The organism is Zoogloea sp. 1C4, assembly GCF_009469605.1.
GTDB classification, from domain to species: domain Bacteria; phylum Pseudomonadota; class Gammaproteobacteria; order Burkholderiales; family Rhodocyclaceae; genus Zoogloea; species Zoogloea oryzae.
Genome location: NZ_SSXU01000010.1, coordinates 56194 through 76737, shown reverse-complemented (window position 1 = coordinate 76737; position 20544 = coordinate 56194). Strand labels below are relative to the sequence as shown.

Annotated in this window: 18 protein-coding genes and 2 pseudogenes; 16 read left to right on the top strand and 4 right to left on the bottom strand. The window is 68.4% G+C overall.

All coding sequences use genetic code 11. The features are described from left to right. The first annotated feature begins 63 nt into the window (after positions 1 to 63). The 11 genes from GH681_RS13505 to GH681_RS13455 all read left to right on the top strand — a co-directional run bounded on the left by GH681_RS13505 (position 64) and on the right by GH681_RS13455 (position 11296). Entirely contained in the window at positions 64 to 813 is a 750-nt protein-coding gene (locus tag GH681_RS13505) for an endonuclease/exonuclease/phosphatase family protein (protein ID WP_153161971.1), read from the top strand. Further along, positions 810 to 1976, top strand: a complete 1167-nt coding sequence (gene clsB, locus GH681_RS13500) for a cardiolipin synthase ClsB (RefSeq protein ID WP_153161970.1) — start codon at positions 810 to 812, stop codon at positions 1974 to 1976. The genes GH681_RS13505 and clsB overlap by 4 nt, the downstream gene beginning before the upstream one ends. Before the next feature lie 79 nt (positions 1977 to 2055). After that, a complete protein-coding gene (gene rfaE2, locus GH681_RS13495) occupies positions 2056 to 2541 on the top strand; it encodes a D-glycero-beta-D-manno-heptose 1-phosphate adenylyltransferase (RefSeq protein WP_153161969.1) in 486 nt (161 codons plus the stop codon). Positions 2542 to 2650: 109 nt separating this feature from the next. Then, positions 2651 to 3583 carry a cysteine synthase A gene (gene cysK / locus GH681_RS13490; RefSeq protein WP_153161968.1) on the top strand — a complete coding sequence of 311 codons (933 nt, stop codon included), beginning with the start codon at positions 2651 to 2653 and terminating at the stop codon, positions 3581 to 3583. Between the two features lie 94 nt (positions 3584 to 3677). Then, positions 3678 to 4829 (top strand): MalY/PatB family protein, encoded by a 1152-nt coding sequence (locus GH681_RS13485; RefSeq protein WP_153161967.1) that lies wholly within the window; start codon positions 3678 to 3680, stop codon positions 4827 to 4829. Positions 4830 to 4835: 6 nt separating this feature from the next. Further along, positions 4836 to 6056: an MFS transporter gene (locus GH681_RS13480; protein ID WP_153161966.1), complete on the top strand. Its 1221-nt coding sequence runs from the start codon at positions 4836 to 4838 to the stop codon at positions 6054 to 6056. Between the two features lie 83 nt (positions 6057 to 6139). Next, positions 6140 to 7951, top strand: coding sequence for an NAD(P)H-dependent oxidoreductase subunit E (locus GH681_RS13475; protein ID WP_153161965.1), 1812 nt, complete (start codon positions 6140 to 6142; stop codon positions 7949 to 7951). Then, positions 7948 to 8649, top strand: a complete 702-nt coding sequence (locus tag GH681_RS13470) for a 2Fe-2S iron-sulfur cluster-binding protein (protein ID WP_153161964.1) — start codon at positions 7948 to 7950, stop codon at positions 8647 to 8649. The genes GH681_RS13475 and GH681_RS13470 overlap by 4 nt, the downstream gene beginning before the upstream one ends. After that, on the top strand, positions 8646 to 9197 hold the full coding sequence (locus tag GH681_RS13465; RefSeq protein ID WP_153161963.1) for an NADP oxidoreductase: 552 nt from the start codon (positions 8646 to 8648) through the stop codon (positions 9195 to 9197). The genes GH681_RS13470 and GH681_RS13465 overlap by 4 nt, the downstream gene beginning before the upstream one ends. A gap of 138 nt (positions 9198 to 9335) precedes the next feature. Continuing rightward, on the top strand, positions 9336 to 10802 hold the full coding sequence (locus GH681_RS13460; RefSeq protein ID WP_153161962.1) for a Ni/Fe hydrogenase subunit alpha: 1467 nt from the start codon (positions 9336 to 9338) through the stop codon (positions 10800 to 10802). Between the two features lie 8 nt (positions 10803 to 10810). Beyond that, entirely contained in the window at positions 10811 to 11296 is a 486-nt protein-coding gene (locus tag GH681_RS13455) for a hydrogenase maturation protease (protein ID WP_194271236.1), read from the top strand. Here the strand turns inward: GH681_RS13455 and GH681_RS13450 are convergent. The 4 genes from GH681_RS13450 to GH681_RS13435 form a co-directional block, all read right to left on the bottom strand. Beyond that, on the bottom strand, positions 11286 to 11858 hold the full coding sequence (locus tag GH681_RS13450) for a hypothetical protein (protein ID WP_153161961.1): 573 nt from the start codon (positions 11856 to 11858) through the stop codon (positions 11286 to 11288). The two genes, GH681_RS13455 and GH681_RS13450, sit on opposite strands and share 11 nt — an antisense overlap. Before the next feature lie 415 nt (positions 11859 to 12273). Then, positions 12274 to 12897: a response regulator gene (locus GH681_RS13445; RefSeq protein ID WP_153161960.1), complete on the bottom strand. Its 624-nt coding sequence runs from the start codon at positions 12895 to 12897 to the stop codon at positions 12274 to 12276. 444 nt (positions 12898 to 13341) lie between these two features. Further along, entirely contained in the window at positions 13342 to 13884 is a 543-nt protein-coding gene (ssb, locus tag GH681_RS13440) for a single-stranded DNA-binding protein (protein WP_153161959.1), read from the bottom strand. A gap of 31 nt (positions 13885 to 13915) precedes the next feature. After that, a complete protein-coding gene (locus tag GH681_RS13435) occupies positions 13916 to 15091 on the bottom strand; it encodes an MFS transporter (RefSeq protein ID WP_153162040.1) in 1176 nt (391 codons plus the stop codon). A gap of 90 nt (positions 15092 to 15181) precedes the next feature. Here GH681_RS13435 and uvrA point away from each other — a divergent pair, with 90 nt between their 5' ends. The 5 genes and pseudogenes from uvrA (at position 15182) to lgt (ending at position 20544) form a co-directional block, all read left to right on the top strand. Beyond that, positions 15182 to 18007, top strand: a complete 2826-nt coding sequence (gene uvrA / locus GH681_RS13430; RefSeq protein WP_153161958.1) for an excinuclease ABC subunit UvrA — start codon at positions 15182 to 15184, stop codon at positions 18005 to 18007. 9 nt (positions 18008 to 18016) lie between these two features. Then, a pseudogene (locus GH681_RS13425) lies at positions 18017 to 18766 on the top strand (DUF1186 domain-containing protein); the annotation flags it as partial. A 60-nt stretch (positions 18767 to 18826) separates the two neighbouring features. Then, positions 18827 to 18925: pseudogene (locus tag GH681_RS24135) on the top strand (SEC-C metal-binding domain-containing protein); the annotation flags it as partial. A gap of 81 nt (positions 18926 to 19006) precedes the next feature. Continuing rightward, entirely contained in the window at positions 19007 to 19681 is a 675-nt protein-coding gene (locus tag GH681_RS13420; RefSeq protein ID WP_153161957.1) for a YceH family protein, read from the top strand. Between the two features lie 77 nt (positions 19682 to 19758). Then, on the top strand, positions 19759 to 20544 hold the full coding sequence (gene lgt, locus GH681_RS13415; protein ID WP_153161956.1) for a prolipoprotein diacylglyceryl transferase: 786 nt from the start codon (positions 19759 to 19761) through the stop codon (positions 20542 to 20544).

Genomic DNA, 20544 nt, shown 5'->3' with positions numbered 1-20544 from the left:
CGGGTACGCCGGGCGTGCCAAAGCCGCCCCGAACGCGCAGAATGAAGAAAAACGGGAGATTCGATGAGCACCCTGCGCATCTGCACCTACAACATCCACAAGGGCTTTTCCCAGTTCAACCGGCGCCTCTCGATCCACGACCTGCGTGAGCGGCTGCGCCTGCTGGGCGCCGACGTGGTCTTCCTGCAGGAAGTCCAGGGCATGCACCTGCGCCACGCCCAGCAGCACGCCAACTGGCCCGGCCTGCCGCAGCACGAATTCCTCGCCCGCGACATGTGGCATCAAACAGCCTACGGCGGCAACGCGATCTACGACCACGGCCACCACGGCAACGCCATCCTGAGCCGCCACCCGATCCTCTCCCAGGCCAACCAGGATGTCTCCGACCACCGTTTCGAGAGCCGCGGCCTGCTCCACTGCGAGATCCAGGTGGACGGCGTGGCAAGCCCAGTGCACTGCGTGTGCGTGCATCTGGGCCTCACCGCCGGCAGCCGGCGGCGCCAGATGGCAGCGCTGGTCAGGCGCCTCGACGAACTCGCCCCGAACGGTGCGCCTGTCATCATCGCCGGCGATTTCAACGACTGGCGCAACCACGCCGACGACTGCCTCACCGACCAGCTCGGCGTCACCGAAGCCTTCGCGTCGATCCGCGGCCGGCCGGCCCGCAGCTTTCCGAGCACGCTGCCGGTGCTGCGCCTCGACCGCATCTACGTGCGCGGCTTTGCGGTGGACAAGGTCGAAGTGCACTACGGCCAGCCCTGGAGCCGCATCTCGGATCACGCGGCGTTGACCGCCCAGCTGCGGCCGCAATGAACGTCGACTGGCTACCCGGCAACGCCCTCACGCTGCTGGAGAACGGCGCCGAGTTCTTCCCCGCCCTGGAAGCCGCCATCGACGGCGCCGGGCACGAGATCTTCCTCGAGACCTACATCTTCGCCGACGACGAGACCGGCCACCGGGTCGCCGCCGCCCTGCGCCGGGCCGCCGCCCGGGGCGTGGCCGTGCGCCTGCTGGTGGATGGCTTTGGCGGGCGCGAGTTCGTCGCCACGCTGATGGACGAGCTGGTCGCCGCCGGGGTGAACGTGCTGATCTACCGCCGGGAGATGGCCGCCTTTTCGCTCCAGCGCCATCGCCTGCGCCGGCTGCACCGCAAGCTGGCGGTCATCGACGGGCGGATCGCCTTCGTGGGCGGCATCAACATCATCAGCGACTACAACCACGACGACCCGAGCCTCATCACCCCGCGCCAGGATTTCTCGGTACGCATCGAGGGGCCGCTCCTTGGGCCCATCCACCGCACCGTCACCCGCGTATGGGAGATTGTCGCGTGGGCGTCCTTCCGCCGCCGCGCGCGCATCGCCGACAGCCCACCGGTCTGCCCGCTGCCTTGCGGCAGGGTCGAAGCCGGCTTCCTGATCCGCGACAACATCCGCCACCGTCACGACATCGAGGACGCCTATCTGGTGGCGATCGCCGCCGCCCGGCGGGAGATCATCCTCGCCAACGCCTACTTCCTGCCCGGCCGGCGCTTCCGTCAGGCCTTGCTCGCCGCCGCCCGGCGCGGCGTCAACGTCACCCTCATCACCCAGGGCTGGACGGACCACCCGCTCCAGCAGCGGGCCACCCGCGCGCTGTACGGGCAGTTCCTCGCCGGCGGCGTGCGCATCTTCGAATACCACCTGAGCCACCTCCACGCCAAGGTGGCGGTGGTGGACGAACGCTGGGCCACGGTCGGCTCGTCCAACATCGATCCCTTCAGCCTGCTGCTGGCCCGGGAAGCCAACGTGGTGGTACGCGACGACGCCTTTGCGGGCGATCTCCACCATCGGCTCCGACGGGTGATGAAGGACGGCAGCCGCGAGATCTCCGCCGTCGACTGGCAGCGCGGCCCGCGTCTGCAGCGGCTCATCAACTGGGTGGCCTACGGCCTGGTGCGGCTGATGATCGGCCTCGCCGGCTACGGCGGACGGCACTGAACGGCGGGGAATAGGAAATGGGGAGTGGGAAGTGGGAGAATCCTGCCCATTCCCCATTACCGACCTCCCACGCCCGACCATGTATCCCGCACCAAGCTTCGAATCCAAGATCTGCCCGCCCGACCAGCTCGCCGCCCGCGTCGCGACCCTGCCGCGCCCGCTAGTGTTCACCAACGGCTGCTTCGACATCCTGCACCGGGGCCACGTCACCTACCTGGGCCAGGCCCGGGCGCTGGGCGCTGCGATGGTGGTGGCCCTGAACAGCGACGCCTCGGTGCGTCGCCAGGGCAAGGGCGATGACCGCCCGATCAACACCCTCGAAGACCGCCTGGCGGTGATGGCCTCCCTGGGCTGCGTCGATCTGGTCACCTGGTTCGACGAGGACACGCCCATCGCCCGCATCCTCGAATGTCAGCCCGACGTGCTGGTCAAGGGCGGCGACTGGCCGGTCGATCGCATCGTCGGCGCGCCCGAAACCCTCGCCCGGGGCGGCAGCGTGCATTCCATCCCCTTCGAGCACCAGCGCTCCACCACATCGCTGCTCGAAAAGATCCGCCGGCTTTGATCGCCGCCGCAACCCGTGCTTTGCTTATTCCAATTTCAGCTATTGATCCGGATCAAGTAACACTAGAATTAATTAGTGATTGAACGCCATACCGGGAAGGAAAACCACAATGCGCATCGCCAACAACGTCGCCGAGCTGGTCGGCAACACCCCGCTGGTCAAGCTGAACCGTCTGGCCCCCGCCAGCGGCGCCACCGTCGCCCTCAAGCTGGAGTTCTTCAACCCGGCCCACAGCGTGAAGGACCGCATCGCCGTGGCGATGCTCGACGCCGCCGAAGCCGCCGGCAAGATCAAGCCCGACACCATCGTGCTCGAACCCACCTCCGGCAACACCGGCATCGGCCTGGCGATGGTCTGTGCCGCCCGCGGCTACAAGTGCGCCTTCGTGATGCCCGAAACCATGAGCCGCGAGCGCAAGCTGCTGCTCAAGGCCTACGGGGCCGACCTGATCCTCACCCCGGGCCCTGAAGGCATGCCCGGCGCGATCAAGAAGGCCGAGGAGCTCGCCGCCGCTGACAGCCGCTACTTCATCCCGCAGCAGTTCGACAACCCCGCCAACCCGGCCATCCACCGGGCCACCACCGCCGAGGAAATCTGGGCCGACACCGATGGTCAGGTGGACATCTTCGTGGCTGGCGTGGGCACGGGCGGCACCGTCACCGGTGTCGGCGAAACCCTCAAGGCGAAGAAGCCGGGCGTCAAGGTCGTGGCCGTCGAGCCCGCCGCCAGCCCGGTGCTGTCGGGCGGCGCGCGCGGCCCGCACCCGATCCAGGGCATCGGCGCCGGCTTCGTGCCGGGCATCCTCAACACCACGGTCTACGACGAAGTGGTGCAGGTGCCCAACGACGCGGCCCTCGACACCGCCCGCCGCCTCGCCAAGGATGAAGGCCTGCTGGTCGGCATCTCCTCGGGCGCCGCCGTGTGGGCCGCGCTGCAGGTGGCCGAGCGCCCCGAGAACGCCGGCAAGCTGATCGTGGTCATCATCCCGTCCTTCGGCGAGCGCTATCTCTCCACCGTGCTGTTCCAGCACCTGGAAGGCTGAGCGCCGCTCGCATCCACCCGCGGGGGCCGACGTTCGCGTCCGCCCCCGCGGGCCGTTTACACTGGCCTCCTTTCATCCTCCGGCAGAACCCCGCGTGAGCCCCTTCGACTTCTCCACCGGCCCCGACCGCGCCGGCTCCGACAGCATCAAATGGCGCCGCTACGCCGGCCGCGACGTGATCCCCATGTGGGTCGCCGACATGGATTTCGCCGCCCCGCCGCCGGCCCTGGACGCCCTGCGCGCCCGCCTCGACCATGGCGTATTCGGCTACGCCGACCCGTGGCCGTCGGTGCTTGAGGCGGTGATCGAAGGCATCGCCCGCGACCACGGCTGGCGCATCGAGCCAGACTGGCTGGTGTGGCTGCCGGGTGTCGTCACCGGCTTCAACATTGCCGCGCGGGCCGTCGGCCAGCCCGGCGACGGCATCTTCACCGCCACGCCGGTGTATCCGCCCTTCCTCCACGCTCCGGCTCATTCGGATCGTCGCCTCGTCACCACGCCGCTGGTACAGAACGGCACGCGCTGGGAATGGGACTGGCCCGCCACCGAAGCCGCCGTGGCCGACGGCGTGCGCCTCTTCATGCTGTGCAACCCGCACAACCCGGTCGGCCGGGTGTTCAACCGGGACGAACTGGGCCGCATCGCCCAGCTTGCCGAACGCCACGACCTGGTCATCTGCTCCGACGAGATCCACTGCGGCCTGGTGCTCGATCCGGCCACGCCCCACATTCCCATCGCCGCGCTGGACGAATCCGTGGCCCGGCGCACCATCACCCTGATGGCGCCCTCCAAGACCTGGAACATCCCGGCCCTCTACTGCGCCTTCGCGATCATCCCGGACGCCGCGCTCCGCGCCCGCTACAAGCGCGCGATGGCCGGCATCGTGCCCCACGTGAATGTGCTCGGCCTCACCGCCACCGAGGCCGCCTACCGGGATTGCGGCCCCTGGCGCGAAGCCCTCATCGACACCCTGCGGGTCAACGCCGCGCGGGTGGTCGAGGTGATCGAAGCCCTCCCCGGCCTCGCCACCACGCCCATCGAGGCCACCTACCTGGCGTGGATCGACTGCCGGGATTTCCTCCAGGCGCGCGGCATCGCCAACGCCGCAGCCCACTTCGAAGCCCACGGCATCGGCCTCTCGGACGGCAAGGATTTCGGCCTGCCGGGCTTCGTGCGCCTCAACTTCGGCTGCCCGCCGAATCGGCTTGAAGAAGGCCTCGCCCGCATCGCCCGCGCGGTGGCCTGACGCCCCGTGAGCGCTCATCCACGCCCGGGCCTGCCCCGGGATTTCAAGCTCTATCTGCTGATCAGCGTCATCGGCGCCATTGTCCATTTCGGGCAGGGCGTGGCGGTGGGCTGGTCGGTGTATGAGCAGACCGGCTCGCCGATGGCCCTGGGCCTCGTCGGCGTCGCCCAGTTCCTGCCGATCCTGATCTTCTTCCTGCCCGCCGGGCACGTGGCCGACCGCTTCGAGCGGCGCAGGGTGATCGTCGCCAGCCTCGTCCTCACTGCCAGCGCCACCCTGCTGCTGGCGCTGGCTGCGGGGCTGCACCTGAGTGTCGGCTGGACCTACGCCGCGCTCGTCGTCTCCGGCTGCGCCCAAATCCTCAACCGCCCCGCGCGGGATGCGCTGATGCCCGCGCTGGTCCCTCCGGGCCAGCTCGCGCCCGCCATCGCGCTGGCGTCGTCGCTGCATCAGGTGGCCTCGATGGCCGCCCCGGCGGTGGCCGGCATGGTGCTCGCGGCCTTCCATTCGGCCCTGCCGATCCACGCCGCCAACTGCGCGCTCACCCTCATCGCCCTCGGCGCCACGCTTGCCATCCGGCAGCGCTCCCGGGGCCAGCCCGCCACGGTTGGCGCCGGCCGGCTGGCCGAGGTGCTGGCCGGCTTCACCCACGTCTGGCGCACCCGCCTGCTGCTGGCGGTGATGAGCGTCGATCTGGTGGCCGTGCTATTTGGCGGCGCGGTGGCCCTGCTGCCGATCTACGCCAAGGACATCCTGCAGGTCGGCCCCGCCGGGCTGGGCATCCTCAGCACCGCGCCCGCCGTGGGCGCCGCCACCGCCGGGCTGCTGATCGCCCGCTTCGGCGTGGCGCTGGACGCCCGGCTGTTCCTCGGCGCAGTGGGCGGCTTCGGGCTGATGACCGTCGTCTTCGGGCTCTCCACGTCCTTCCCCCTGTCGCTGGTGGCGCTGGCGCTGCTGGGCGGGCTCGACAGCATCAGCGTGGTGATCCGCCAGACGGTGATCCAGCAGGCCACGCCGGATGCCCTGCGCGGCCGGGTCGGCGCGGTGAATCGCGTCTTCATCAGCTCGTCCAACGAGCTGGGCGCCCTCGAATCCGGCCTCCTCGCGGCCCTCGCCGGGCCGGTGGCGGCAGTGGTCGGCGGCGGCCTCGTCACCCTGCTGGTGGCCGCGGCGAGCCCCCGCGTCTTCCCCCAGCTCAAATTGCTGCGCCGCAGCGTAAACACCTGATCTAACAGCATTTTCTGATCTAGCTCAAACCAGCGTGGCTTTCCGGGCGCATACTCGTGACGTGACTCCCGCAGGAGACGTCCGTGCCCACCACTCCCCTCGCCGCGCCGGTCGACCTTGACGGCGTACTGCAGCGACACCAGCACAACCCGACCCGCCTGCTGCAGATCCTCATCGACGCCCAGGATCTGGCCGGCTGGCTGCCGGCCCCGACCCTCACCCACATCGCCGCCGCCCTCGGCATCCCCCGCGCCCGGGTCGAAGGTGTCGCCGGCTTCTACAGCTTCCTGTACACCCGGCCCGTCGGTCGCTACCGGGTGCTGTTCTCCGACAACATCACCGACCGCATGCTCGGCAACGACGGGCTGATGGACGCCCTGTGCCGCAAGCTGTGGGTCGAGCCCGGCAAGCTGTCGGAAGACGGCCTGGTGAGCGTGGCCACCACCTCCTGCACCGGCCTGTGCGACCAGGGGCCGGCGATCCTCGTCAATGGCCTCGCCATCGGGCAGCTGAGCCACCGGCGCATCAACGAGATCGCCGAACTGATCCGCCAGCAGCGCCCGCTTGATCTGTGGCCGGCGGAGTACTTCCGGGTGGACGACAACATCCGCCGCAAGGACGCCCTGCTGGATCTCCAGATGCCGCCGGGCGACGCCCTCCGCGCCGCCATCGCCCGCGGCCGCGACGGCTGGCTCGACGAGGTGCGCGCCTCGCGCCTGCGCGGTCGGGGTGGCGCCGGGTTTGCGACCGCGGTGAAGTGGGAGAGCGCCCGCAACGCGCCGGGCGCCGACAAGGTCATCGTGTGCAACGCCGACGAAGGCGAACCCGGCACCTTCAAGGATCGCGTGCTCCTCAACAGCTATGCCGACTTGGTCTTCGAGGGCATGACCCTCGCCGCTTGGGCCATCGGCGCAAGCGAAGGCTTCCTGTACCTGCGCGGCGAGTACCGCTACCTGCGCCCGCAGCTCGAAGCCGCGCTGGCCCGCCGGCGCGAGGCCGGGCTCCTCGGCACCGCCATCCTCGGCACGCCGGGCTTCGACTTCGACATCCAGATCCACCTGGGCGCCGGCGCCTACGTGTGCGGCGAGGAATCTGCGCTCATCGAATCCCTCGAGGGCAAGCGCGGCACCCCGCGCATCCGCCCGCCCTTCCCGGTGGTCAAGGGTTACCTCGGCCGGCCGACGGCGGTGAACAACGTCGAGACCCACGCCAAGACCTGCCTCATCGCCCTTTACGGCGGCGAAGCCTTCGCCGACACCGGCACCGCCCAATCCACCGGCACCAAGCTGCTGTCCATCTCAGGCGACTGCGCCGCGCCGGGCATCTACGAATACCCCTTCGGCGTGCCCATCACCCGCATCCTCGAAGATTGCGGCGCCAGCGACACCCAGGCCGTGCAGGTGGGCGGCGCGGCGGGCATCTGCCTCGCCAACTACGAGTTCCACCGCCACATCGCCTACGAAGACGTGCCCACCGCCGGCGCCTTCATGGTCTTCGACGGCACCCGCGACCTGTTCGACGTGGCCCGCGCCTTCGTCCATTTCTTCGCCCACGAGAGCTGCGGCTTCTGCACCCCGTGCCGGGTCGGCACCTCGCTGCTCAAGGGCTTCATGGACAAGCTGGCCGACGGCCACGGCGCCCGGGCCGATCTCAACGACATCGAGTGGCTCGACCGCCTGCTCAAGAACGCCAGCCACTGCGGCCTCGGCAGCGCGGCGCCGAATCCGGTGATCGACACCCTGCAGAAGTTCCGCCCGGCCTACGAGCGGCGGCTGGTGTCGCTGGATTTCGAGCCGGCCTTCGATCTCGACGCCGCACTGGCCGAAGCCCGCCAGCTCACCGCCCGGGACGACCCCGGCGCCCACCTGAAGACCCATGAGGAGGATGCGCAATGAAACAGTTTCTCCTCGACGGCCAGCCCATCCCGTTTGAAGACGGCCAGACCATCCTCGAAGCCGCCCGCGCCGCCGGCCACTACATCCCCAGCCTGTGCTGGCACAAGGATTTGCCGCCCCACGGCAGCTGCAAGCTGTGCGTGGTGAAGAGCGCCGGCCGGCACGTCTCGGCCTGCGCCACGCCCGCCAAGGACGGCGCCGAGGTGGAGAGCAACACCCCCGAGATGAACGGCGAGCGCCGCGGCATCCTGCAGATGCTGTTCGTCGAGGGCAACCACTTCTGCCCGTCCTGCGAGATGAGCGGCAACTGCGAGCTGCAGGCGCTGGGCTACGAGTACGAGATGCTCACCCCGCGCTTCCGGCACTTCTTCCCGGACCGCCCGGTGGACGCCTCGCACCCGGACGTGCTGCTGGACTTCAACCGCTGCATCTTCTGCGAGCTGTGCGTGCGCGCCAGCCGCGACATCGACGGCAAGTCGGTGTTCGCCCTCACCGGCCGCGGCATCGACAAGCATCTGGTGGTCAATGCCGAATCCGGCCGCCTGGCCGACACCGACTTCACCAAGGACGACCGCGCCGCGAACATCTGCCCGGTGGGCGTGATCCTGCCCAAGCGCACGGGCTTTGCGGTGCCCATCGGCGAACGCAGCTTCGACGGCACGCAGATCAGCACCGAGACGCTGAAGGAGGAGTCATGACCACGCCCGTCCCCCGCAAGCTACGTGTCGCCACCACCTCGCTCGCCGGCTGCTTCGGCTGCCACATGTCCTTCCTCGACATCGACGAGCACCTGTTCGAGCTGGTGGAGCTCATCGAATTCGACCGCTCGCCCCTCACCGACATCAAGGACGTGGGCCCCTGCGACATCGGCCTGATCGAAGGCGGCGTGTGCAATTCCGAGAACGTGCACGTGCTGCGCGAGTTTCGCCGCAACTGCAAGACGCTGATCGCCCTGGGCGCCTGTGCCGTCACCGGCGGCCTGCCGGCCCAGCGCAACCACCTGTCGCTGTCCGAATGCCTGCGCGAGGTCTATCAGTTCCGCCCCGGCGTCGAGAACGGCCAGATCCCCAACGACCCGGAACTGCCGCTGCCCCTCGATAAGGTGCGGCCGATCCACGAGGTGGTGCGCGTCGATTACTTCATCCCCGGCTGCCCGCCCTCGGGCCCGGCGATCTGGAAATTCCTCACCGACCTGATCGCTGGCCGCACCCCGCGGCTGACGGGCGGGTTGCTGCATTACGATTGAGGGGCGGCGAGGAGACATGAGCAAGAAGTGAGGAGGCCGCGCCCGAACGCTTTGCGCTGACGATCGCCAGCGCACAAGGCTCAAAGAAGTCCTCCTCACGCCTCACGCCTTACTCCTCACTGCTCCAAAGGAGCCCCCATGAGCTTCGAACTGGAAACCGCCGCCAACCGCGAAAACCTCCGCCGGGTTGCCATTGATCCCGTCTCGCGGGTCGAAGGGCACGGCAAGGTCACCCTGCTCCTCGACGACGCCGGCCACGTGAAGGAAGCGCGGCTGCACATCGTGGAGTTCCGCGGCTTCGAGAAATTCATCCAGGGCCGGCCGTACTGGGAAGTCCCGGTGATGGTGCAACGCCTGTGCGGCATCTGCCCGGTGAGCCACCACCTGGCCGCCGCCAAGGCGCTCGACCCGGTGGTGGGCGCAACGGCGATCACCGCCAGCGCCGAGAAGATCCGCCGCCTGATGCACTACGGCCAGATCCTGCAATCCCACGCCCTGCACTTCTTCCACCTGTCGTCGCCAGACCTGCTGTTCGGGTTCGAATCGCCGGTGCAGCAGCGCAACATCGTCGGCGTGGCGGCCGCGTATCCCGAGGTGGCACGCCAGGGCGTGCTGCTGCGCAAGTTCGGTCAGGAGGTGATCCGCATCACCGCCGGCAAGCGGGTGCACGGCACCGGCGCGATCCCCGGCGGAGTGAACAAGCTGGTGAGCCGTGAAGACCGCGACCTGCTGCGCGCCGACGCCGACCAGATGATCGCCTGGAGCCGCGACGCAGTGCATCTCGCCCGCAAGCTCCACGAGACCAACGGCGCGCTGTACGACGAGTTCGGGCTGTTCCGCAGCCACATGCTGAGCCTCGTGCGGGCCGATGGCGCCCTCGACCTCTACGACGGCGTGCTGCGCCTGCGCGACGCCCGCGGCCTTATCGTGCGCGACGGCGTGCCCTGCGCTGACTACGACGTGCATCTGCGCGAAGAGGTGAAGAGCTGGAGCTACATGAAGTTCCCGTACGTCGAGGCCCTCGGCCCCGCCAAGGGCTGGTACAAGGTTGGCCCGCTGGCGCGGGTGCAGAACTGCGACTTCATCCCCAGCCCGCTGGCCGAAGCCGAGCGCCAGGCCTTCGTCGACCACGGCGAGGGCGAGCCCATCCACGCCCCCCTGGCCTACCACTGGGCGCGGATGATCGAGATGCTCCACGCCGCCGAGGTGATCCGCGATCTGCTCGACGACCCGGACATCCTCGCCGGCGAGCGTATGGCCGAAGGCGCCCGCGGCCGCGAAGGCGTCGGCATCATCGAGGCGCCCCGCGGCACGCTGATCCACCACTACCGGGTGGACGACGACGATCTGGTGAGCTATTGCAACCTCATCGTCTCCACCACCCACAACAACCAGGCGATGAACGAAGCGGTGCGTCAGGTGGCCCGCCGCTATCTCGACGGCCGCCAGCTCACCGAAGGGTTGCTGAACCACATCGAAGTCGCCATCCGCGCCTTCGATCCATGCCTGTCGTGCGCCACCCACGCGCTCGGCAAGATGCCCCTGGCGGTCGAGCTGGTGGGTGCGGACGGCGCGCTGGTGGATCGCGCCTCGAGCGGCAGCTGAGGCTGGAGATGAACGTGGTGGTGTTCGGGGTCGGCAACCCGTCGCGGGGTGACGACGCCCTCGGCCCGCGGTTGATGGCGGAACTCGAAGCCGCGGCCCGGCCCGGCGTGCGGCTGGTGGAGGACTTTCAGCTGCAGGTAGAGCACGCCCTTGATCTCGACGGCGCCGCGCTGGCGCTCTTCATCGACGCGGGCACCGGCACAGCGGCGCCCTTCACCTTTGCGGAGATCCAGCCCCGCGCCAGCCGCGCGGTGAGCAGCCACGCCCTCGACCCTGCCGCCGTGCTGCAGGTCTTCCGGGACGTGCGGCAGACGCCGCCACCACCGGCCTTCGTGCTGTGCGTGAGAGGGGAATCCTTCGAACTCGGCGCGCCCCTCAGCGAGGCGGCCGAACACAATCTGAAGGCAGCCCGGCAATGGCTCGCCAACTGCCTTGCCAACCCGACGCCAGCGCACTGGCGCCAGCTGGCCGGGGATCTGGCGCTTACGCCCTGACCGCCTGACGGCGACGGCCGTACTCGTCCAGCAGCAGCGCCATGGCGTGATCGGCGCCGTCCGCCAGCCGCGCCGGGTTACGCATCTGCACCACCAGCGCCACCTGCCCGCGGCCTTCGACCACGCGCCCGCCACGCACCAGCATCAGGTGGTCACAGGACAGCTCGTGCCACACCGGCGCCAGCGCATCGATCTCCACCTCCAGCATGCAGCTGCGGGTCGCCAGCCAGGCGCTCATCTCCGCCGCGAAGGCCTCGCACGAGATCACCCGCTCGGACTCGCCACAGCGGCCAAAGCCACCCGCCCACGCGAGCTCCTCGTGGATGCTGTGGCCATCCGCCGCAATGAGGCCGATGGCGACCCGATCGGCGCCCAGCGCCCGGTGCAGCTGACGCAGCGCCCGCAGGCTGGCAAAACGGAAATCCTCCAGATGCCGCACCAACGCGGCACCGGTGATCGCAGCCTCCGTAACCGGATCGCTCGCGCCCCATTTTCCGCCCTCATCCGGAACGGAACACAGGCTGTCTGGCATGGACCAACGGATCTGTTCACTGCGCAACATTCTCTCACCTGCTTTTGAGGCACATCGGATGAAGAGCCGATCCGGACAGAAACCGCCTGCCGCGCACCCGGCTCACAAAACTTCATTTTTATAAAAACCAATGCAGTTTTTATAAATTCACACGCAATCGTTATATGTCGATAAATTTCACATTGATCACGATATGCGCCTGGAGAACTTATCCACGGCGACGTGCGATTTAACGAAATTTTATAAATCAGATGAATATTTTGACGTGCGCTATTACGCACCTGACGCTAACGGATCGGGAAAATGTCACGGACTGAGTCGACATTTTCAGCGAGCGGCATCCGCGGAGCGCCGGAGAAGGGGTGGAGGGCAATGACAGACGGGCCATGACAAGCGCCCAAAAGAAAACGGCCGGCAAAAGCCGGCCGTCTGGAAGACAGGACGATCAGGCCGCTCGACCGCGGCGCTGCATGGCCATTATCTTGGCCTGGACATAGCCCTTCAGCTCGCGGAAAGGCACCGGCTTGCTGTAGAAGATGACGTCCGGAGGCAGGCCACCGTTCTCGAGGATCTCGTCCTCGGTGAGGCCGCTGACCACCACGATGTCGAGCTCCTGGAGCTGGGGGTCGGCGCGCAGGCGGCGGATCATCTCAAAACCGTCGATGCCGGGCATGCGCAAGTCGGTGATGAGCAGATCGGGCGGCACGCGGCCAATCTCCAGCAGACCATCGATACCGCTGGACACCAGGCGGATCTGCAGCGGCAGGCCCCATGACGACAGGGTGTGCTCGTAGAGCTTCTGCAGGATGCGGTCATCCTCGGCCACCAGCACCTGAAGGCTGTTGGCCGCCGGGCGTGGCTGGCTCTGAGGGCTGCCGGCCATCGAACGGGCGCGGAACTCCTCGATCGAGCTGACACGGATGCGCCGATGCCCGCCAGCCGTCTTCCAACCCTCCAGCTGGCCGTTTTCGACCATCTGCTGGACGGTACCCAAAGACAATCCAAGACGCTGGGCGGCTTCGGAAGTACTGCAATATTCCTTTTCAGGCGTTTCGGGCGTGACGGCCATGAGTCAATCGGGAGAAAAGAACAAACGATTCAAGGGATGGTAACGGTTTTGTCATTCGGGGCTCGCTACCGGATCCGACCCCAGGGGAACGATTCTGGCAGACTGCTGACGAGACCCGAAGAGTGTAATCAAACACCCTTCTTTATCAAAATCAGTAATTACACTAAATCACCACCCCGGATTGAACAACAATAGCAAACAAAATCTCTTTTACAAGCCAGATTGTTCACCGGACAAAACAATAAAACCTAATGCCTCCCGCTACAGGCGGAACTGGCCGGCGGCGGTTGATCTATAACTAAAGTGTAGCAGCTTGGCCCGGCGACACGGCAAGAACCGCATGACCGCTAGGCGCCGGCAGGGCGTGAACACAGACGCCAAAAAACAGAACAGCGTGGCAGGTGATGCCACGCTGTCGGGAAAACCGGCCCGGCAGGCGCCGGATCAGAACGGAATGTCGTCGTCGAAATCGCCGAATCCACCACCGCCAGCCGGCTTCTTCGGGGCCGGGGGTGCGCTCGGCGCGGGCGCCCCGCCACCGTAACCACCACCACCGCCGCCACCGCCATAACCACCCGCATCGCGGCTGCCACCACCACCGCCGCCGTAGCTGCCTTCATTGCGGGCCGGTGCGTCGCCGCCGCCCATGCCCTGACGGCTGCCGAGCATCTTCATCTCGTCGGCGCGGATCTCGGTGGTGTAACGATCCTGGCCGTCCTTGTCCTGCCACTTGCGGGTGCGCAGCGAGCCTTCCACGTACACCTGGCTCCCCTTGCGCAGGTACTGGCCGGCGATCTCGGCGAGCTTGCCGAAGAACACCACGCGATGCCATTCGGTGGCCTCGCGCTTCTCGCCGGTGGCCTTGTCGCGCCAGTTGTCGGTGGTGGCCAGCGTGATGTTGCAGATCGCGTCGCCACTCGGGGCGTAGCGGGTTTCGGGATCCTTGCCCAGGTTGCCGATAAGAATCACCTTGTTGACCGAAGCCATATGTCTCTCCTGAAAAATTCGGTTGGGGCGGTCAGGCCGCGGCGGCCACGCGACGGGCCGGGGGCGGCGCCATGCCGCTGGCGAGGATCAGCCACGCCACGGCCAGCCCGCAGCCCAGCAGCGACACCGCGCCGGGGCCCACGTGCTGGGCCAGCCAGCCGCCCAGGGCGCCGCCGACGAACAGCCCGACGGACTGCAGCGTGTTGTACACACCCAGCGCCGTACCCTTGGCGTGGGCCGGGGCGATCTTGGAAATCCACGACGGCTGGGTGGCCTCCAGCACGTTGAACGCCACGAAGAACAGCGTCAGCAGGATCGCCAGCGGCCACATCCCGGCGCTGCCTTCCACGTAAAGCCCGATCTGGACCACCAGCAGCAGGCCGATCGCGGCGTTGAAAACCTGTTTCATCTTGCCGCGCTTCTCGGCCACGATGATCGCCGGCACCATCACCACGAAAGACAGCAGCACCGCCGGCAGGTAGACCTTCCAGTGCTCGGCGATGGGCAGCCCGGCGGCCACCAGCCCGGCCGGCACCAGCACCCACATGGCGGTCTGCATCAGGTGCAGGGCGAACACGCCGAAGTTGAGGCGCATCAGCTGGCCATTGGCGAGCACTTCGCTGAAGCGCCCCACGGCCCGCGGCACCGGCGGCGCGGCGGGCACAATGAAGATGATGGTGAAGATCGCCGCCACGGCCAGCGCGGCGGTGAGCCAGAACAGCCCGCTCATGCCGATCACCGCGTAGAGGAGCGGCGCGGCCACCATCGACACCGCAAACACCAGCCCGATCGACGAGCCGATCATCGCCATCACCTTGGTGCGGTGCTGGTCGCGGGTGAGGTCGGCCGCCAGCGCGGTGACCGCCGCCGAGATCGCGCCGGCGCCCTGCAGCACGCGACCGACGACCACCGTCTGCACGTCCTGGGCCATGGCGGCGACCACGCTGCCGATCACGAACAGCAGCAGGCCGACGACGATCACCGGCTTGCGGCCGAAGCGGTCGGAGGCGGCGCCGAAGGGAATCTGCAGGAAGGCCTGGGTGAGGCCGTAGGCGCCGATGGCCATGCCGACCAGTGCGGTGTTGTCGCCACCGGGCATGCCGTGGGCGTGGACCGCGAACACCGGCAGGATCAGGAACAGGCCGAGCATGCGCAGCGCGAAGATCGCGGCCAGCGAAAGGCCGGCGCGGCGTTCGGCCGGGCTCATCTTGTCGTTGTCGGAGGAAGCCATGAAACGTGCTGCGTGGGGAGGGGCAAGAGGCGTATATTAACAGGTTGCCCAAACCCCGAACGCCCCATGGACGCCATCCGAATCCGCGGTGCCCGCACCCACAACCTCAAGAACATCGCCCTCGACATTCCGCGCAACCGGCTCACGGTGATCACCGGCCTGTCCGGGTCGGGCAAGAGCTCCCTGGCCTTCGACACCCTCTACGCCGAGGGCCAGCGCCGCTACGTGGAATCCCTGTCGGCCTACGCGCGGCAGTTCCTGCAGCTGATGGAAAAGCCCGACGTGGATCTGATCGAAGGCCTGTCGCCGGCGATCTCCATCGAGCAGAAGGCCACCAGCCACAACCCGCGCTCCACCGTCGGCACCGTCACCGAGATCCACGACTACCTGCGCCTGCTCTACGCCCGCGCCGGCACGCCCCACTGCCCGGATCACCCCGAGCACGCGCTGGAGGCCCAGAGCGTCTCCCAGATGGTCGACGCCGTGCTGGCCCTGCCCGAAGAAACCAAGCTGATGATCGTCGCGCCGGTGATCTCCGGCCGCAAGGGCGAGCAGGCCGACCTGTTCTCCGAGCTGCGCGCCCAGGGCTTCGTGCGGGTGCGCGTGGATGGCGTGGTGCACGAGATCGACGCCATGCCGGCCCTCGACAAGAACCGCCGCCACAACGTGGAAGTGGTCGTCGACCGCCTCAAGGTGCGCCAGGACCTGCGCGGGCGCATCGCCGAATCCTTCGAGACCGCCCTCACCCACGCCGAAGGCCGCGCCATCGCCGTCGAGATGGACACCGGCACCGAGCACCTTTTTTCCGCCAAGTTCGCCTGCCCGGTGTGCAGCTTTGCGCTGGCCGAGCTCGAACCGCGGCTGTTCTCCTTCAACAACCCGATGGGCGCCTGCCCCCGCTGCGACGGCCTCGGGCAGGTGGAGTTCTTCGATCCGGATCGCGTCGTGATCCACCCCGACCTGTCGCTGGCCTCCGGCGCCATCCGCGGCTGGGACCGCCGCAACCAGTTCTACTTCCAGCTCCTCGCCAGCCTCGCCGACCACTACAGCTTCGACATCGACACGCCCTTCGAGGGGCTGCCGGCGCAGATCCGCCACGTGGTGCTGCACGGCTCCGGCCGCGACAAGATCGCCTTCCGCTATCTCGCCGACGGCGGCAAGGCGGTGCTCAAGGAGCACGCCTTTGAAGGCATCATCCCCAACCTCGAACGCCGCTACCGCGAGACCGACTCCCTCGCCGTGCGCGAGGAGCTCGCCAAGTACCGGGCCAACTGCCCGTGCCCCAGCTGCCACGGCACCCGCCTGCGCACCGAGGCGCGCTACGTGCTGATCGGCGAACGCAACCTGTCGGAGGTCAGCCGCCTGCCGCTGGCCCACTGCAAGGCCTTCTTCGACGGCCTCAACATGACCGGCCAGCGTGCCCAGGTGGCCGAGAAGATCGTCAGCGAGATATCCAGCCGGCTGCAGTTCCTCATCAACGTGGGGCTGGACTACCTGTCCCTCGACCGCTCCGCCGACACCCTCTCGGGCGGCGAAGCCCAGCGCATCCGCCTCGCCAGCCAGATCGGCTCCGGCCTCACCGGCGTGATGTACGTGCTCGACGAGCCCTCCATCGGCCTGCACCAGCGCGACAACGACCGCCTCCTCGAAACCCTGCGCCGCCTGCGCGACATGGGCAACACGGTGATCGTCGTCGAGCACGACGAGGACGCCATCCGGATGGCCGACTACGTGGTGGACATGGGCCCCGGCGCCGGCGTGCACGGCGGCCAGGTGATCGCCGAAGGCAAGCCCGAAGACGTGGCCGCCCACCCGGATTCCCTCACCGGCGCCTACCTTTCCGGCACCCGCTCCATCGCCGTGCCGGCCAGCCGCCACCCGGCCGACCCGGAGCGCGTGCTGCGCATCGAAGGCGCCACCGGCAACAACCTCAAGTCGGTCGGCGTCGAGATTCCGGTAGGGCTGTTCACCTGCGTCACCGGCGTGTCGGGCTCGGGCAAGAGCACCCTCATCAACGACACCCTCTACGCCCACGTGGCCCGCCACCTCAACGGCAGCAACGTCGAGGCCGCCCCCTGCGCGGGCATCGAAGGGCTCGACCACTTCGACAAGATCATCAACGTCGACCAGAGCCCCATCGGCCGCACGCCCCGCTCCAACCCGGCCACCTACACCGGCCTGCTCACCCCGATCCGCGACCTGTTCTCCGGCGTGCCCGAGGCCAAGGCCCGCGGCTACGGCCCGGGGCGCTTCAGCTTCAACGTCAAGGGCGGGCGCTGCGAGGCCTGCCAGGGCGACGGCATGATCAAGGTCGAGATGCACTTCCTGCCCGACATGTACGTCCCCTGCGACATCTGCCACGGCAAGCGCTACAACCGCGAAACCCTGGAGATCCGCTACAAGGGCAAGACCATCTACGAAGTGCTCGAGATGACCGTCGAGCAGGCGCTGGACTTCTTCAACGCCGTGCCGGTGGTCGCCCGCAAGCTCGACACCCTGATGCAGGTCGGCCTCGGCTACATCCGCCTCGGCCAGAGCGCCACCACGCTCTCCGGCGGCGAGGCCCAGCGGGTCAAGCTGGCGCTGGAGCTCTCCAAGCGCGACACCGGCCGCACCCTGTACATCCTCGACGAGCCCACCACCGGCCTGCACTTCGCCGACATCGAGATGCTGCTCACCGTCCTCCACCGCCTGCGCGACCACGGCAACACCGTGGTGGTCATCGAGCACAACCTCGACGTCATCAAGACGGCCGACTGGCTCATCGACATGGGCCCCGAAGGCGGCAACGGCGGCGGCACGGTGGTCGGCACCGGCACGCCCGAAACCCTCGCCGCCAACCCCGCGAGCCACACCGGCCGCTACCTCGCCAAGCTCCTGGCGAAGCCCTGAAAGTCCGTCATGTCCGACATCTGGTCCGCCCTCCGCCCGCAGCTCGAAACCTTCACCGGCAGCGTGCCGCTGGCCGCCCTCGCCGAGGCCGACGCCCACCGGGACGAACTCGCCCCGCAGCTGGTGGCCGAGCTCCAGCGCATCGCCGCCGATCCCGCCGCCGCCGAAGCCGACGGCTACGTGCTGCACCTCTACGCGATGCTGCTCCTCGCCCGCTGGCGCGACAGCCGCGCCTACGCCCCGCTGGCCGAACTCGGCCACCTGGACGAAGCCGCCATCGACGCCGTGTTCGGCCAGCTTGGTCACGCCAGCTACGGCCGCGCGCTGGCCTCCACCTGCGACGGCGACATCGCCCCGCTCACCACCCTCGCCGACGACGCCGACGCCAGCGCCTGGGCCCGCTCGGCGGCGCTGGAAGCGCTCACCCTCGCCGCCGTCGAACACCGCGCCCCCGCCGCGCCGGTGGCCGATTTCCTCGCCGATTTCGGCGCCCGCCAGGCCGAAGCTCTGCGCGGAAACCAGGACACCAGCGCCGACATCCAGCTCCTCGACCTGGTCGTCACCCACCTGGCCGACCTGGGCGCCACCGACTACCTGCCGGCCATCCACGAATGGTTCGCCGCCGGGCTGGTGGACGAAACCTTCGCCGACCCCGCCGACATCGAGGCCGACATCAACCGCCCCGCCGCCGAACGCATCGCCGCCCTGCGCCGCGTCGGGCACGGGCTGATCGACGACGTGGCCCACGAGATCGCCGACTGGCCCGAGATCTTCCACCTGCCGCCCGTCGCTCTGCGTCCGATTCCGCTGGGCGCCATCCGCGAACCGGTGCGCCGCGAGGAAGCCAAGGTCGGCCGCAACGACCCCTGCCCCTGCGGCAGCGGCCGCAAGTACAAGAAATGCCACGGCGCCACCTGATCCCCACCCCGGGCTGCTGTCATCGGGCCGACCACACCGGTCGGCTATGATTGCGCCCTCGTCCGCCCCCGGAAGCTCGCCATGACCGACACTGCCCCCTCCGACACCCCCGCCGGCTTCGACCTCGACGACTTTGAAGTCCGCGTCCTCGCCGTGCTCATCGAAAAGGCCTTCGTCACCCCCGACACCTACCCCCTGTCGGTCAATGCGCTGGTCACCGGGTGCAACCAGCTCACCGGCCGCGAACCGGTGATGAGCCTCTCCGAATCCGCCGTGCTCGCGGCCCTCGACCGCCTCACCGAGCGCGGCCTCGTCAGCCAGCGCCACCAGGCCGGCGCCCGCGTTCCCAAGTGGGAACATCAGATCCGCCTGCGCCACTCCCTCACCCCGCCGATGCAGGCCGTGCTGGCCATCCTGATGCTGCGCGGCCCCCAGACCGTCGGCGAGATCCGCGCCCGCTGCGAACGCATGCACGCCTTCGGCAGCCCGACCGAGGTCGAGGAGATCCTCGAACGCCTCGACGACAAGCAGCTCGCCATGCAGCTGCCCAAGGCCCCGGGCACCAAGGAAGCCCGCTACGCCCACCTGCTGTCGGGCGAAGCGGCGATCCCCCAGCACGCCTTCGACGCCGAGGCCGGCGGCGCGGCGCCCCGGGGCGGCCGAGTGGGCGAACTCGAAGAAGAAGTCCGCCGCCTGCGCCAGCAGCTCGAATGGCTCACCAACGAATTCGAAGCCTTCCGCAAGCAGTTCCAGTGATTGCCGGCCCGGTGGCGGGAACCCCGCCGCCGCCGCGCGCTCTCACCGCCTGATCCAACCCGCAGCCAGTCCAGCCCATGTTCGTCCATCCCCAGTTCGATCCCATCGCCATTGCCATCGGCCCCCTCGCCGTCCGCTGGTACGGCCTGATGTACCTGCTCGCCTTCATCCTCTTCGTGGTCCTCGGGCGCATCCACGCCCAGCGCCGGCCCGAGCTGGGCTGGACGCCCCAGCAGATCGACGACCTGCTGTTCTACGGCGTGCTGGGGGTGATCCTCGGCGGGCGGCTGGGCTACGTGCTGTTCTACAAGCCGGCCTACTATCTGGCCAACCCGGCCGAGATTCTCGCCGTCTGGCAGGGCGGCATGGCTTTCCACGGGGGCTTCCTGGGCGTGCTGGTGGCCATGTGGCTGTTCGGGCGGCGCACCGAGCGCTCGTGGCTGGCCGTCACCGACTTCATCGCCCCGCTGGTGCCCCTGGGCCTGGCCGCCGGGCGGATGGGCAACTTCATCAACGGCGAGCTCGTCGGCCGCGTCACCGACGTGCCCTGGGCGATGATCTTCCCGCAGGTGGACGGCCTGCCCCGCCACCCGTCCCAGCTCTACCAGTTCGCCCTCGAAGGGCTCGCCCTGTTCGTCATCCTCTGGTGGTTCTCGGCCAAGCCGCGGCCCCGCGGCATGGTGTCGGCGGCCTTCCTGATCGGCTACGGCGCCTTCCGCATCATTGCCGAATTCGGGCGCGAGCCGGACGACTTCCTCGGCCTGCTCACCTTCGGCATGTCCATGGGCCAGTGGCTGTCGCTCCCGATGATCCTCGCCGGCATCGGCATGGCGGTGTGGGCCAGCCGGCGCAAGGCCGACTGA